14 protein-coding genes are annotated in these 14,445 nt (G+C 72.8%); 5 read left to right on the plus strand and 9 right to left on the minus strand.

Annotation, left to right across the window (positions count from 1 at the left end; translation table 11 throughout):
• The 8 genes from ACFRMQ_RS25795 to ACFRMQ_RS25830 form a co-directional block, all read right to left on the minus strand.
• Positions 1–399, minus strand: a 399-nt coding sequence (locus ACFRMQ_RS25795; protein WP_380733003.1) for a hydrogenase maturation protease, incomplete at its 3' end; no start/stop codon positions are given.
• Positions 396–1,766, minus strand: coding sequence for a hypothetical protein (locus ACFRMQ_RS25800; protein WP_380733004.1), 1,371 nt, complete (start codon positions 1,764–1,766; stop codon positions 396–398). The genes ACFRMQ_RS25795 and ACFRMQ_RS25800, both read right to left, overlap by 4 nt.
• Positions 1,763–2,407, minus strand: a complete 645-nt coding sequence (locus ACFRMQ_RS25805; RefSeq protein ID WP_380733005.1) for a DUF6084 family protein — start codon at positions 2,405–2,407, stop codon at positions 1,763–1,765. Before ACFRMQ_RS25805 ends, ACFRMQ_RS25800 begins: the two co-directional genes overlap by 4 nt.
• Positions 2,404–3,051: a DUF5947 family protein gene (locus ACFRMQ_RS25810; RefSeq protein WP_380733006.1), complete on the minus strand. Its 648-nt coding sequence runs from the start codon at positions 3,049–3,051 to the stop codon at positions 2,404–2,406. The genes ACFRMQ_RS25805 and ACFRMQ_RS25810 overlap by 4 nt, the downstream gene beginning before the upstream one ends.
• The gene (locus ACFRMQ_RS25815; protein WP_380733007.1) at positions 3,048–3,521 is read right to left on the minus strand and encodes a thioredoxin; all 474 of its coding nucleotides are present in this window, start codon (positions 3,519–3,521) and stop codon (positions 3,048–3,050) included. Before ACFRMQ_RS25815 ends, ACFRMQ_RS25810 begins: the two co-directional genes overlap by 4 nt.
• Positions 3,518–5,305: a nickel-dependent hydrogenase large subunit gene (locus ACFRMQ_RS25820; RefSeq protein ID WP_380733008.1), complete on the minus strand. Its 1,788-nt coding sequence runs from the start codon at positions 5,303–5,305 to the stop codon at positions 3,518–3,520. Before ACFRMQ_RS25820 ends, ACFRMQ_RS25815 begins: the two co-directional genes overlap by 4 nt.
• An 88-nt stretch (positions 5,306–5,393) precedes the next feature.
• Positions 5,394–6,485 (minus strand): hydrogenase expression protein HypE, encoded by a 1,092-nt coding sequence (locus ACFRMQ_RS25825; RefSeq protein ID WP_380733010.1) that lies wholly within the window; start codon positions 6,483–6,485, stop codon positions 5,394–5,396.
• A gap of 133 nt (positions 6,486–6,618) precedes the next feature.
• Positions 6,619–8,307, minus strand: a complete 1,689-nt coding sequence (locus ACFRMQ_RS25830; protein ID WP_380733011.1) for a hydrogenase maturation protein — start codon at positions 8,305–8,307, stop codon at positions 6,619–6,621.
• Positions 8,308–8,452: 145 nt separating this feature from the next.
• On the opposite strand from ACFRMQ_RS25830, the gene ACFRMQ_RS25835 reads away from it, so the two are divergent.
• Positions 8,453–8,884 carry a GNAT family N-acetyltransferase gene (locus ACFRMQ_RS25835; protein ID WP_380733012.1) on the plus strand — a complete coding sequence of 144 codons (432 nt, stop codon included), beginning with the start codon at positions 8,453–8,455 and terminating at the stop codon, positions 8,882–8,884.
• Between the two features lie 21 nt (positions 8,885–8,905).
• On the opposite strand, the gene ACFRMQ_RS25840 is transcribed toward ACFRMQ_RS25835, so the two are convergent.
• Complete coding sequence (locus tag ACFRMQ_RS25840; RefSeq protein ID WP_380733013.1) at positions 8,906–10,039, minus strand: PP2C family protein-serine/threonine phosphatase; 1,134 nt, start codon at positions 10,037–10,039, stop codon at positions 8,906–8,908.
• Between the two features lie 341 nt (positions 10,040–10,380).
• Here ACFRMQ_RS25840 and ACFRMQ_RS25845 point away from each other — a divergent pair, with 341 nt between their 5' ends.
• The 4 genes from ACFRMQ_RS25845 (at position 10,381) to ACFRMQ_RS25860 (ending at position 14,384) form a co-directional block, all read left to right on the plus strand.
• A complete protein-coding gene (locus tag ACFRMQ_RS25845) occupies positions 10,381–10,857 on the plus strand; it encodes a signal peptide protein (RefSeq protein ID WP_380733014.1) in 477 nt (158 codons plus the stop codon).
• 224 nt (positions 10,858–11,081) lie between these two features.
• Complete coding sequence (locus tag ACFRMQ_RS25850; RefSeq protein ID WP_380733015.1) at positions 11,082–12,368, plus strand: collagen-like protein; 1,287 nt, start codon at positions 11,082–11,084, stop codon at positions 12,366–12,368.
• A 100-nt stretch (positions 12,369–12,468) separates the two neighbouring features.
• Positions 12,469–13,113, plus strand: a complete 645-nt coding sequence (locus ACFRMQ_RS25855) for a tetratricopeptide repeat protein (protein WP_380733016.1) — start codon at positions 12,469–12,471, stop codon at positions 13,111–13,113.
• Positions 13,110–14,384, plus strand: a complete 1,275-nt coding sequence (locus ACFRMQ_RS25860; protein ID WP_380733017.1) for a glycosyltransferase — start codon at positions 13,110–13,112, stop codon at positions 14,382–14,384. The genes ACFRMQ_RS25855 and ACFRMQ_RS25860 overlap by 4 nt, the downstream gene beginning before the upstream one ends.
• Positions 14,385–14,445 lie beyond the last annotated feature (61 nt).

Raw genomic sequence — 14,445 nt, forward strand, 5'->3', positions numbered from 1 at the left:
CCCGCTGCCCTCCTCCAGCGAGGCCGGCTCGCAGCCGACCCCCAGCACCCGCCCGGGCGGCCGGCCGCCGGTGCCGGCGGCGAGTGTGGCGAGCAGTGCCAGTACCGCGTCCGGCCCCATCCGGTGTCCGTCCAGGACGGGTGCCTCCGACGGCTGCCCGGGGTCCGCCTCGATCAGGTAGACGGTGCCGGGCGGGCCGCCCCGGCAGGTGGCGTCCACCAGGACGGCGGTGCGGTGGCCGTCGAGCAGCCGGTACGCCAGGTCCACTCCGCGCACGCCGACGTCGACCACCTCGACGCCCGCCGGCAGCGGGTGGGCGGAGAGCCGGCGGACCGTCTCGACGCCGAAGCCGTCGTCGCCGAGGAAGATGTTGCCGACGCCGGCGACCAGGACCGTCACGGCCCCTCCAGGGGGGTGACCTCGTCGGGCTGGAAGTAGCGGAAGCGGCCCTGGGCGCGCCACAGGTCGGCGCCCGGGTCGTCCTCCACCGTGACGGCCAGGTGCACCGAGCCGTCGAGGTCGTGCAGCACCGCCTCGACGACGCCGGTGCGCCCGTCCAGGAAGAGGTCCTGGGCGTCGGTGCGCCGCCGTCCGGGCCGCAGCAGCACCCGGCTGCCGGCGCCGACCTGCCGTCCGTCGACCAGGACCCGGTCGCGTTCCGGGTCGACGTCCGGGTCGTTGCCCGGGTCCCACCAGGGCTGTCCGGCCGGGTCGCCGGAGCCTCCGGTGACCTCGCGCAGTCCGCGGATCGCCCCGTGCAGCCGTTCCAGCACCTCGGGCGGCATCGACTCGGCGAGGTCGACGACGGCGCCGGCCCGCTCGTCGGTGCCCCGGGCCTCGCGCTTCTCCTCCTCGGTCAGGGCCGCCGTCCGCAGGGCCAGGATCTCGTCGATCTCGGTGGCGTCGTACAGGGTGCCGAGGCTCTCCGGGGCGATCCGCGGGTGGTCCTCCAGGATGATCGGCGAGGAGAGCACCACCCGGCGCTCGCCCTCCGGGCCGGCCAGCACCGGCCAGGTGCGGTCGTTGCGGCACCGTTCGACGGCCGGGCGGGCCCACTCGGGCGGGTCGGTGACGGACAGGAAGCGGCCGTGCTCCAGTCCGAGCAGCAGGTGGGCGGAGACCAGCGAGCGCGGCAGCGCCTGTTCGCGGGTGGCCTGCCGGGGCGGCTCCCAGCCGGAGGTGTTCTCCACCTCGACGGTCAGCCGCTGCGCCCGGTACGGGCCGGGCAGTTCCTCGACGCGCAGCCGCACCAGGCCGTCGACCTGTTCGCGGCGCCGTATCACCCGGCCGACGACCGCGCCGCGCTCGTGCACCAGCCCGGTCTCCCCGACACCTGGCAGCCGGAACGTGCGTTGCAGCCCGGCGCCGGTCAACTCATCTACGGGCAGCAGGAGTTCGATCCGCTCCTCGGCTCCCTCGTCCCACTCGACGAGGTCCCGGTCGGCCAGCTCCAGCCGCTCCACCGACTCGAAGCCGGCGGGAACGGCCCGTTCCACGGTCCGCCGCCGCACCCGCAGGAAGCGCAGTTCGACCGCCAGCACGTCGCCGTCGCGCGCCTCCGTCAGGCACTCGGTGCGCTGGTGGGAGTGCTCGCCGCCCATCGCGGTGTAGGCGGGCGGCACCAGGACGCCGAACTGCCAGCGCAGCCGGTTCTTCGCCGCCGAGGCCCGGTACGGATAGAGGACGTAGCCCTCCAGCAGCACCGCGTCGGCGATCTGCCGGGCGGCCGCGAAGCCGCGCTCGATCCCTTCGGGGAAGACGCTCACCGGGCCCCCTCCCCGATCGCCGCCGCCGCGAGCAGCTCGCGCACCGTCGCCTCCCAGGAGGGCAGGGCCCGCCGGGAGCGGTAGGCCAGCAGTTCGTCCATCACCTGATCCGGCAGCCGCAGCCAGCCGCTGTCCGGGAAGTGCCGGTCGATCGCCTCCCGCCAGACCCGGACCGGCATCCGCACCCGGGCCTCGCGGTCCCAGGGCACCGGGCTGACCTGGAAGCCGGCCGGGCCGGCGAAGGCGGTGCCGGAGAAGAGCAGCAGGAGCGGCACCTCGCCGCCGTCCAGCGCCCGGAAGTAGCGGGCCGAGGCGATGTCCTGGTCGTAGGTGCAGGGCACCGCGAGGTCGATCTCGGTGCCGCCCGTGAAGCCGGGCACCAGCAGCGGCACGGTGGCGAACTGGACCGGGTTGAGCGTGGTCGCCCAGCGCTCCCGCCCGCCGAACAGGTCGGTCAGCCGCTCGCCCTCGGCGTCCGCGTACGGCCGGCGGGCCGGTTCGATCCGCAGCTGACACTGGAGGGCGAGGGCGTGCACCCGGGTGTCGGCCGCGGCCGTGATCCGCAGCCGGAACACCAGGGTCGGCCCGGCCGCGTACGGGTCGGAGCGCACGCCCACGCAGGCGAAGCCGAGGGCCGTCACGCCGTCACCGCCGCGGGCAGCGGGCGGGCCTTGGCGGCCAACCGGGCGAAGAACGCGTCGAGTTCGGCCCGGGCCTCGGCGCCGCCGTCGAAGCCGTGCCAGCGGCGCCGCAGCCGGCCGACCAGCTCGTAGCAGACGTCGATCGGCACCAGGTAGCACGCGACCCGCTCCTCGGTGCGGCGCAGCAGCAGCGCCTCCACGTCCGGCTCCAGGGCGGCGGCCAGCCGGCTGGCGCCGAGGGCGCGCCGCCAGGCCTCCTCGTCCAGTTCGCTCTCGGTGGCGCCGGCCGGGCCGGGGTAGAAGGCGAGCAGCTGGTCCAGCACGGTGTTGCGGAACAGGAAGGCGGTGCCGACCGGGATGCCCAGCGCCGACCAGGCCCGCTGGTCCAACTCGCCCGCCGGGTCGGCGAGGTAGCGGTCCGGCACGGTGCGGTAGCGGCCGCCGGCCGCGCCCGGCTGCCGGAACAGCAGGCCGCAGGCGGTGCACGCGCAGGCCAGGGCGCGCTCCTCGACGTCCACCAGGTGGCGGTGGCCTTCGGGCAGGTCCCGGCCGCAGAGCGCGCACTGTTCGGGGCGCGGCGGGGCCGGTTCGCGCAGCCGGTGCAGCAGGGCGGTCCCGTCGCGGGAGATCCGGCGGGTGTTCATCGCGCCTCCGCGGCCTGCGGCGGGCGGGTGCCGATCTGGAGCAGCTGCGGGGCGCGTTCCAGTTCCACGGCCGTCACCTCGGGGGCGTGGCAGGCGAGGGCGGCCTCCACCTCCCGTTCGCCGCAGCCGCAGCCGGTGGCCGTCCGGCGCAGCCGCAGGGTGCCGGTGTCCGGGTCGAAGCCGGCCGCCTCGACCCGTTCGGGCAGGGCGGCGAGCGCCCGGTCGATCCGGGCGGCGAGGTCCTCGGGGTGCAGGTCGTGCAGGAGCAGCAGCCCGGCCACCGCCGGGTCGTCCAGCATCCGTTCCAGGGCGGGCGGGGGCAGCGCCGGGACCAGCCGGGCCAGGCCCTGGCCGTGGAACCCGATGATCTCCCGGACGAGTTGCTCGCCGGCCCGCTCGGCGTCGGCGCCGCTGTCGGCCAGCGCGTCCAGGGCCTGCTGGATCCGCTGCCCGGTCCGCTCGGCCGTCATGCGGTGAGCCCGCTCAGGCCGGTGGGCACGTGCATGGTCTGCACGGTGCGCCCGCCGCCGACGTACATGTGCACGCCGCAGGGCAGACAGGGGTCGAAGCTGCGCACCGCGCGCATGATGTCGATGCCCTTGAAGCGCTCCGGGGGGTTCTCCTCGAAGATGGGCGTGTTCTGCACCGCGTCCTCGTACGGGCCGGGCGTGCCGTAGCTGTCCCGGACGCTGGCGTTCCACGGAGTGGGCGGGTACGGGTGGTAGTTGGCGATCTTCCCGTCGCGGATCACCATGTGGTGCGAGAGCACGCCGCGCACGGCCTCGGTGAAGCCGCAGCCGATCGACTCGTCCGGCACCTCGAAGCGCTCCCAGGTCTGGCTGCGCCCGGCGCGGACCTCTTCGAGCGCCTTCTCGGTGAAGTGCAGGGCGGCGGCGGCCGCGTACGCCTGGAAGTAGGTGCGAGCGCGGTTGCGCTCGATGGCGTTGCTCCACCGCGGGATCTTCCACTCGAAGGTGACCTCGGGCTTGGTCATCGAGCGGGGCAGGTTGATCACGACGCTGTGGCCGGTGGCCTTGACGTAGCCGATGTCGACCAGCCCGGACAGGGCGGTGGACCAGAGGCGGGCGATCGGGCCGCCGCCGGTGTCGAGGGCGAGGTGGTCCTTGCCGTCGAACCAGCGCGGGGACATCACCCAGCTGTACTTGTCGTCGAAGTTCCGCTTCTGCGGGGCCGGGATGGTGTGCTGGTTCCACGGGTGCCGGGGGTCGACCGGGTTGCCCAGCGGGTCGTGGGTGACGAACAGTTCCTTGCCCTGCCAGTCCTCGTAGTAGGAGCTGCCGAGCAGGATGCGGATGCCGAGGTTGATCTGCGTGAGGTCGTTGGTGACGAGCTTGCCGTCCACCACGACGCCGGGGGTGACGAACATCCGCCGGCCCCAGTCCGTCATGTTGCGGTAGGTGAAGTCGCAGTGCTCCGGGTCGTTGAGGCTGCCCCAGCAGCCGAGCAGCACCCGCCGGCGGCCGACCTCCTCGTAGCCGGGCAGGGCCTGGTAGAAGAAGTCGAAGAGGTCGTCGTGCAGCGGCACGACCTTCTTCATGAACTCGACGTAGCGCATCAGCCGGGTCAGGTAGTCGGTGAACAGCTGCACGGTGGCGACGGTGCCGACGCCGCCCGGGTAGAGCGTGGAGGGGTGCACGTGGCGGCCCTCCATCAGGCAGAACATCTCCCGGGTGTACCGGCTGACCTGGAGCGCCTCGCGGTAGAACTCGCCCTCGATCGGGTTGAGCGAGCGCATGATGTCGGCGATCGTCTTGTACCCGTGGTCCCCCGCGTGCGGGGCCTCGGTGCGCTCGGCCAGCTCCAGCACGCCGGGGTTGGTCTCGCGGACCATCTTCTCGCAGTAGTCGACCCCGACCAGGTTCTCCTGGAAGATGTTGTGGTCGAACATGTACTCGGCGGCCTCGCCGAGGTTGATGATCCACTCCCCCAGGTGCGGCGGCTTCACCCCGTACGCCATGTTCTGGGTGTAGACGGAGCAGGTGGCGTGGTTGTCGCCGCAGATCCCGCAGATCCGGCTGGTGATGAAGTGGGCGTCGCGCGGGTCCTTGCCGCGCATGAAGACGCTGTAGCCGCGGAAGACCGAGGAGGTGCTGTAGCACTCCGCGACCTTCTTCTGCTTGAAGTCGATCTTCGTGTGGATGCCCAGGCTGCCCACGATCCGGGTGATCGGGTCCCAGGACATCTCGGTCAGGCCGCTGCCGTCGCCGGCCGCCCTCTTGATCGGTGTTGCCATCGTGTCTGTCGTGTCCTTCTCTGATCGGGGGCGGGGGCGGGAGCGGCGGCGACGGGCCGCACACCGGGCGGTGTGCGGCCCTCCGGCGTCACCAGGGCGGCCGGTAGCCCGTGGTCAGGTGGTCGCCGGCGTGGCGCCACTTCGGTTCCTTGTCCAGGGTGTTCAGCGTGATCGCGCGCAGCCGGCGGATCAGCGTGCCGTACGCGTTGCTGGCGTTGGACGAGACGCGCGAGCCGGGCGGCGGGTCCATGAAGGGCATGAACTTGTCCGGGAAGCCCGGCATGGTGCACGCGATGCAGATGCCTCCCACGTTCGGACAGCCGCCGATGCCGTTGGTCCAGCCGCGCTTGGTGACGTTGCACTTGACGACCGGGCCCCAGCAGCCGAGCCGCACCAGGCACTCGGGCGTGCCGTAGTCGGTGGCGAACTGCCCCTGCTCGTAGTAGCCGCCGCGGTCGCAGCCCTCGTGCACGGTGGCGCCGAACAGCCAGGCGGGCCGCAGCTTGTCGTCGAGCGGGATCATCGGCGCGGAGCCGGCCAGCTGGTACAGCAGGTAGGTGAGCGTCTCGGCGAAGTTGTCGGGCTGGATCGGGCAGCCCGGGACGCAGACGATCGGCAGCCCGGCCTTCGAGGTCCAGTCCCAGCCCAGGTAGTCGGGCACGCCCATCGCACCGGTCGGGTTGCCGGCCATCGCGTGGATGCCGCCGTACGTGGCGCAGGTGCCGATCGCCACCACGGCGGTCGCCTTGGGGGCGAGCCGGTCCAGCCACTCACTGGTGGTGATCGGCTGGCCGGTGGCGGGATCGTCGCCGAAACCGCACCAGTAACCCTCCTTCTTGATCTTCTCGTTGGGGATGGACCCCTCGACGACCAGCACGAACGGCTCGATCTCGCCGCGGTCGGCTCTGAAGAACCACTCGACGAAGTTGTCCGCGCCCTGGACCGGGCCGCACTCGAAGTCGATCAGCGGCCAGTGCACCGCGACCTTCGGCAGGCCGGGCAGGGCACCGGTGACGATCTCCTCGATGCTCGGCTGCATCGCGGCGGTCAGCGAGACGGAGTCGCCGTCGCAGCTGAGGCCGGCGTTGATCCAGAGGATGTGCACCACGTCGGTGTCGGTGGTCGCGGCTCCTCCGGCAGTTTCGGCCGTTTCGGCTGTGGCAGGTGTTGCAGCACCCATGAGGATGCCTCCTCGGGGATGGGAGCCGGACGGTATGGCTCGAAGCCCAGTCATAGCAACGCTCCGCGCCTCGCGCCGGTCCGCCCGGCGGGAACCCGGGCCCGGGCGGGCAAGCCCGGCGCGGCCGTTCGGGTCACACCCGGGCGCTCGGCCCCGTCCTCACCGGCCGCTTGTGGACGAACGCGGATCGCAGCACGTGGTACGGCGATTCGGGTGTGAAGAACTGCCGGTGCATCACCGCGAGCTCCTCCTCCCGGTAGGCGTCGAGCGGCTTCGTCCGCTCGTCGGCCTCGCGCGCGGCCTTCTTCGCCGCGATCCGCTGCTGGGTGGTGGGCGAGGCGGCCAGCAGCCCGGCCAGGTGGGCCGCGCCCGGCCCGAACGCGTCCGGCCCGTGGTCGAGCACCCGGTCGACCAGGCCGATCCGCTCGGCGGTGGCCGCCGAGACCGGGAGCGCCTGGCGGGTCAGCCGCTCGGCCGCCGCCGCGCCGACCCGGCGCGGCAGGGTGTACGTCCAGTACTCCGAGCCGTACAGCCCCATCAGCCGGTAGTGCGGGTTGAGGACCGAACCGGCACGGCACCACACCTCGTCCGCCGCCAGCGCCAGCATCACGCCGCCCGCCGCCGCGTTGCCGCCGATCGCGGAGACCACCAGCCGGTCCGTGGTGGTGAGCACCGCGTCGACCAGTTCGTCCATCGCGGTGATGTTGTCCCAGGACTCGACGGCCGGGTCCGGCGCGGCCTCGATCACGTTGAGGTGGATGCCGTTGGAGAAGAAGTCCCGGCCGCCGCCGAGCACCAGCACCGAGGTCGGACGGGCGAGGGCGATGCGGTACGCGGCCAGCAGCCGGCGGCAGTGCTCGGTGGACATCGCGCCGCCCGGGAACGAGAAGCGCAGGAAGCCCACCGCGCCCTCCTCCCGGTAGCGGATGTCCGACCAGATCCGGTCGTCCGCCTCGTCCTGCATCAGCGGCGCCGGCGCCTCCGGCAGCGGCGGCAGCAGGTCCCCGAGCGCCGACACCGCCGGGAGCTTGACGCCCGTACGGCCGCCGGGGGCGCGGCGGCTCAGCTCGGGGATCCACACCGCGCCGTCGGAGGTCGCCCGGCACACGGCGCCCGCCCGGGTGGCCAGCAGCTCGCCGGGGCGGCCGCGCAGCAGCGGCTCGCGGTGCCCGCCGTGCAGGAACCACTCGCCGCCGCACAGCTCGTCGGGCACCCCGGGCCGGGAGTCCGCCGCGCGGAGCCGGCGCAGCACCTCCTCGGTGGCGTGGGCCGCCCAGTCGATCCGACGGCTCTCCCGACGCAGCGGCGGCCGGGTGCGGACCGTTCCGTGCCAGCCGGGGCCGGACTGGCGCTGCGGCACGTACCCGGGCGAGGCGAAGCGCTCCACGGCGAGCAGCGCGGCCGTCACCGCCGCGTCGGCGACCTCGTTGCGGTACAGGTCGCTCTTGCCGTACGCGGGCAGCCGGCAGGGCGCCCAGGCCCAGACCGGACCGGCGTCCATCTCCGCCTCGGCCTGGAGCACCGTGACGCCCCACTCGGTGCGCCCCTCCTGGATCGCCCGGTCCAGGGAGGACGGGCCCCGGTCGCCCGGTGGTCCGGGGTGGACGATCAGACAGGTGAGCCGGGACCAGACGTCCTGCGGGACGGCCGTGCGCAGCATCGGGGCGAGCAGCAGGTCGGGCCGCAGGCGCCCCACCGTCTCGCGCAACTCGTCGTCGTCACCGGCGAGTTGGACGTCGACGATGTGGCGCCGGTCGCGCAGTTCGGCGTGCAGCCGCTGGCTGAGGCTGTTGAACGCGCTGGCGAGGAGAAGAATCCGCATGTCCGCCTCCGACGGGGTGGGGTCCGGGAACCCGGCGATCATCGCCGCCGCCCCCGCGACCCCCCGCCCGGTCCGGCATGTCGTGCCGCGCGTTCACTCGGGCGGCCGGAGCCCGGCGTGATCGCCTACCGGTAGCATGTAAGGCATGAATATGATGAGTGACCCTTACGAGATCCGCCCCGGCGTGCCCACCGTCGAGGTCTTCCGCCGGCTGCGCACCGACGCCGGCCTCTCCGACAAGGCACCCGAGGCCGTCGCGGTCGCCCTCCCCAACACCTGGTACGGCGTGGTCCTCCACCACCGGGGCGAGCCGATCGGCATGGGACGGATCATCGGCGACGGCGGCACCGCCTTCCAGATCACCGACATCTGCGTCCACCCCGCCCACCAGGGGCGCGGCCTCGGCCGGCGGATCATGGCCGCGCTCACCGAGGAACTGGAGCGCCGGGCACCGGCCACCGCCTACGTCTCACTGATCGCGGACGGCCCGGCGCGCTTCCTCTACGAGAAGTTCGGCTTCGCGGACACCGCCACCCACGACTCGATCGGCATGTACCGCCTGATGGGCGGAAGCTGACGGAGCACCCGGCAGGCCGGCTCACCAGCTGGCGTCGGGCGCGCCGGCGATCTGCCGCACCGCGAGCAACGCGGTGTCGTCGGTCAGCCGGCCGCCGGTGTGCCGGACGACCGCGGCGGCCACCTCGTCGACCAGGAACCCCGGGTCGACCTCGCCGGGCGCCGCGGCCAGCCGCTCCAGGTGGGTGCGCAGGGGGAAGAAGGTCCCCATCCGGTCGCGGGCCTCGGACACCCCGTCCGTGACGATCAGCAGCGTCTCGTCCACGCCCAGCCGCAGCCGCTGGACCTCCGGCAGCCCACCGCACAACTGGGCCAGCCCGATCGGGGCGCCGTCGCCCGGCGGCAGCTGCCGCAAGCCCGAGGGGCCGAGGACGTAGGGGCTGTCGTGGCCGAAGTTGACCACCTCGATCTCCCCCGGGGCGTCGAGCGGGAACCAGATGACCACCGCCGTGGCGAACCGCTCCTCGCGGTCCCCCAGCCGCTCCGCCAGCACGTTCTGCCGGTGCGCCCGCTCCTCCATCCAGGACGCGACGGTGGCCAGGTCCCCCTCGTGGAAGGCCACCTCCCGGAAGCAGCCGACCAGCGCCGCCGCGGTGGAGACGGCCGGCAGCCCCTTGCCCTGGACGTCGCCGAGGATGACCCTCGCCCCGAACGGGGTGGCCAGCACGTCGTAGAAGTCGCCGCCCACCCGGGCCTCGACGTCCGCGGCCAGGTAGCGCGCCGCCGAGTCCACCCCGCCCCACCCCGGCGGCACCGTGCGCAGCACCACCTGCCGGGTGGTCTCGGCGGTGCCCTGGAGGTGACGCACATAGGCCGCGGCCCGAGCCCGGAAGACACTGAGCGGCACCGAGAGGAGCGCCCCGGCGGCCACCAGCAGGAAGTCCTCCAGCCCCTGGGACTTGCCCCAGACGCTGTCCAGGGCCGGGAAGGCCGCGACCGTGACCAGGGAGAACAGCGCGGTGGTCGCCGGCCCGCAGAGCGCGGCGGCCACCACGGGCACCATCACCAGCCAGCTGACGGACACGAACGAGGGCGGTGTGGCCGCGTCCACGCCCACCACCAGCGCGAGCACCGCCACCGGCACCAGCCAGGAACGGTGACCGTACCGGATCAGGATCGGCAGCCGCTGCCTCGACTCCACGAAACGCGCCAGCAAGCCGTCCCTCCCCACCTCACGACGTTCCTCCGGCGTTCCGGGTGCTCCGCGGCGGCGCGAGGCCGCCGGGCGGAGGCTGCGGCCCAAGGTACGGTCCCCGCTCCCGGTGGGGGTGGCGCACCGGCGTGGTGGCCGCGGCCGTCGCACGTTCGGCCCAGCGGGAACACCGGCCCGGGGCCGGTTCCGGGCCGGAACCGGGCCTGTCCCGGCGTCGTTCGAGGGTCCGGCGCGGGCTCGCGGCATGCGGCTTTCCGGGTGAGGGGGCAGGGTGGTGTCTTGCGGACCTGCCGCCGGAACCACCGGCGCACTCCGCGAACCGGCCGTCGACCAAGGGAGGCGCCATGCGCACCCGGAAGATCCCCCGCAGGAGCCTGGCACTGGCCGCCGCCATCGCCGCGCTGCCGACCGCCGCACTGGCCACCCCCGCCGTCGCGGCCCCGCCCAACGAGCTGATCTCCCGCTTCGTGGAGCTCCCCCGCAGCCCGCTGCCGTCCGACCACGCGCAGCGGGCGATCACCGTCACATACCGCAACGACTCCGCGAGGGACCGGACGGTCGCCCCACAGATCCTCGTGGAATCCCCCGCCAACGGCCCCTTCCTCGACCCCGCGAGCATCCGGCTCGAAGTCCTGGGGCACGACGGCCACTGGCGCACCACCGCACTCGCCAGCCAGACCGGCACCCTGTACACCCTGCTCGACCCGTCCCAGCTGGTGCTGCACGGCCACGGCACCCTCACCGAGCAGTACCGGCTCACCGTCGTCGGCAAGGCTCCGCTCCAGGGGACCATCGAGCCCCGGGTGGCGATCTACCGCTGAGCCACGGAGTCCTCTGACGAGGCGACGGGCCCTCGGATGCGGTCTTCCGAGGGCCCGAACTCGGGTGGGTGACATTCAGCGGGCAAAGGACGGAACGGAACCTGAGAGCGGACGGCGCCGAAAACATACTGGTCCCACCGATGACCGTCGAGGCGCACCTGCGGATGCCCGCAGATCCCTCTGCGCGGCTGTGTCCATGCGTCACCTCTCAGGAAGACCCATCCATGACGAAGAAGTCACTTCGAAGATCCCGTGTCAGATCCATCGCCATGCTGTCGACGGCGGCCGCACTGACCGCGGCCGTCAACCTGGCATCGACCACGGAGGCCCTGGCCAGCGCGGTCACACGCTCCGTCAGCACGGACTTCGCGAACATTCCGGGACCGAACGGCGCCATGAGCTCCGACCTGGGCCATCGCCCGGGCTTGATGAGGGACTTCACCGGCGGTCTCTGGGACTGGGGGGACTGGGGGATCTGGGGATACTGGGAAACCTTCGGAGACCACCACGGGGAGCACGGGTCGCAGGGACCCCAGGGGCCGCAGGGCAGCCAAGGGGCCCAGGGAACGCAGGGAACGCAGGGAAGCCAAGGCGCGACCGGCGCCCAGGGGACACAGGGGACCACCGGCGCCCAAGGAACGCAGGGCGTCGCCGGCGTACAAGGACCACAGGGCTTCCAGGGCACCACCGGGACCACCGGCGCCCAGGGCGCGACCGGCGCGCAGGGTGCCACCGGCACCCAAGGCCCAAGCGGCACCCAAGGCACGCAAGGCTTCCAAGGCACCCCAGGGGCCCAGGGCGCCACCGGCACCCAAGGTGCAACCGGCTCTCAAGGCGCCACCGGCACCCAAGGCCCAACAGGCACCCAAGGCGCCACCGGCGTACAAGGAACACAGGGCTTCCAAGGCGATCCCGGAACCACGGGCGCCCAAGGCGCAACAGGTACCCAAGGCGCGCAAGGCTTCCAAGGTGTCCCGGGAGCCCAAGGTGCCACCGGCGCCCAAGGTACGACCGGCTCTCAAGGCGCCACCGGCACCCAAGGAACGCAGGGCGTGGCCGGCGTACAAGGGCCACAGGGCTTCCAGGGCACCACCGGAACCACAGGCGCCCAAGGTGCCACCGGCGCCCAAGGCGCAACAGGTACCCAAGGCGCGACGGGCGCGGAGGGGCCGCAGGGTTTCCAAGGGGCGCAGGGCTTCCAAGGCGCCACCGGCCCGCAGGGAGCCCAAGGCACGACCGGCACCCAAGGCGCCCAGGGTCCGCAGGGCTTCCAGGGACCCGCCGCCGGAGCGGAGAGTGTGATCATCACGGCGACCGGTATCGGTACCGCCACCGCCACCTGCCCCACCGGGACGCATGCCATCGGTGGTGGCTTCCAGGGGCTCTCCGCCGACATCGCCTCCAGTGTCCCGGTCGGGGGCTCGGCGACATCGCCGGCCACCGGATGGCAGGTCAACACCCTTGCGCTGCCCGCCACTCAGGTCACCTCGTACGCGGTGTGCGCGCCCTAGCGTCCCGAGTCGCGCTCCTCTCCTGAGAATGCTGCTCACCCGGCTCCGCTTCCCGCGGGCCGGGTGAGCGGCATCATCGGACCGACGAGGTGGAGATCCTGTGAAACGAAGATCGTTGTGGAAGGGCCTCGTCGTCACCGTGGCCGCCGCGGCGGTGGGCGGCTGGCTCCACCTGTCCGCGACCGGCTCCACGAGCACCGCCCCGCCGGCCAAGGGCCCGGCGTCGACCTCGCCCGCCGCACCCCCACCCGGCGAGGTCCTGCTCCAAGAAGGCATCAAACAAGGCGAGTTGAAGCACTACGACCTGGCGGAGAGCATCTTCCGCCAAGTCCTGGAGCTGGAGCCCGGCAACAAACTGGCCTGGTACGACCTCGGTGTCATCGCCCAGCAGAACAACCGTTCCGCCGAGGCCCTCGCCGCCTACGACAGCGCGCTGAGGACCGATCCCGACTACCAACCGGCGCTCTTCAACAAGGCGATCCTGCTCGGGCCGGGCGACACCGACCAGGCCGTCTCGATCCTGCGGAGGATCGTCAGCGCCGATCCGAAGGCCGCCACCGCGCACCTGCACCTCGGCTACGGCCTGGCCAGGCAGGGACACCGCGGTGAGGCCGAGGAATCCTTCCGGACCGCCGTCCGGACCGACCCGTCGCTACGGCAACTCGTCCCGGAGGAGTTCCGGGATTCCGTGCGCACGGGTCCGACCCCCGAACCGACAGCCTCCCAGGCAGGTGCCCACCGATGACATCGCTCGCCACACCGAAGTTCTCCGTCTTCACGCCGAGCCACCACCCGCGTTTCCTCGACGAGTGCCTCGCCACGCTCACCGCGCAGAGCCGCTCGGACTGGGAGTGGGTCGTGGTGCTCAACGGCGGCGCGCGCTGGCGGCCCGAGCGGCCCGACGACCGCGTCAGGGTGGAGGTCAACGACGGGATCAGCGGCGTCGGGGCGGCGAAGCGCCGGGCCTGCGAGCTGGCGAGGGGCGAGATCCTCGTCGAGCTCGACCACGACGACCTGCTGGCACCCGACTGTCTGGCGCGGCTGGCGGAGGCCTTCGACGACCACCCCGAAGCCGTGCTCGTGTACAGCCACACCGCCCAGATCACCGAGGACGGCGGCCGGGACGACTCGCGCTTCAACGAGGAGCACGGCTGGCGGTACGAGGAGACGGAGGTCGACGGCCGACGGCTGCTCCAGTCGCTCGCGATGGCGCCGACCCCGCACAACGTGTCGTACATCTGGTACGCGCCCAACCACGTGCGGGCGTTCCGCCGGGAGGTCTACGAGCGGGTGGGCGGGTACGACGCCACCCGCACCGTGCTCGACGACCAGGACCTGATGTGCCGTCTCTTCCAGGCCGGGGACTTCCACCACATCCCGCGCTGCCTGTACCTCCAGCGGATGCACCCGGGCAACACCCAGCGGAACGCGGAGGTGAACGCGCACATCCAGCGGGAGACCGTGGCGCTGTACGACAAGTACATCGAGGCCAACGCGCTGGCCTGGGCGAAGCGACGCGGCCTGCTGGCCGTGGACCTCGGCGCGGCGCACCGCAAGCCACCCGGCTACCTGGGGGTGGACCGGTACCCCGGGGAGGGGGTCGACCTCGTCGCGACCCTGCCGGGGCGCCTGGACCTCCCGGACGACTCGGTCGGTGTGCTGCGCGCCGTGGACTTCCTGGAGCACGTGCCCGAGAAGGTCCCGCTGATCAACGAGCTGTACCGGCTGCTGGCCCCGGGCGGGATGCTCCTGACCATGACGCCGAGCTCCGACGGCCGGGGCGCGTACCAGGACCCGACCCATGTCGCCTTCTACAACGAGAACTCCTTCTGGTACTACACCGACGACCAGTACCGGGCCTTCGTCCCGGAGATCCGGGCCCGGTTCCAGAGTTCCCGGCTGGTCACCTACTTCCCGACCGAGTGGCACTCCCGGAACAACATCTCCTACGTCGTGGCGAACCTGATCGCGATGAAGGACGGCGCCCAGCGGTGCGGGGGTCTCCTGCTGGTGTGAGCGGCACGGACGGTCCCTGCCGCCGGGTGCGTCCCGAACACCCGGCGGCAGGGACCGCACC

Origin of the sequence: Kitasatospora sp. NPDC056783 (assembly GCF_042789895.1) — a bacterium.
GTDB lineage: Bacteria > Actinomycetota > Actinomycetes > Streptomycetales > Streptomycetaceae > Kitasatospora.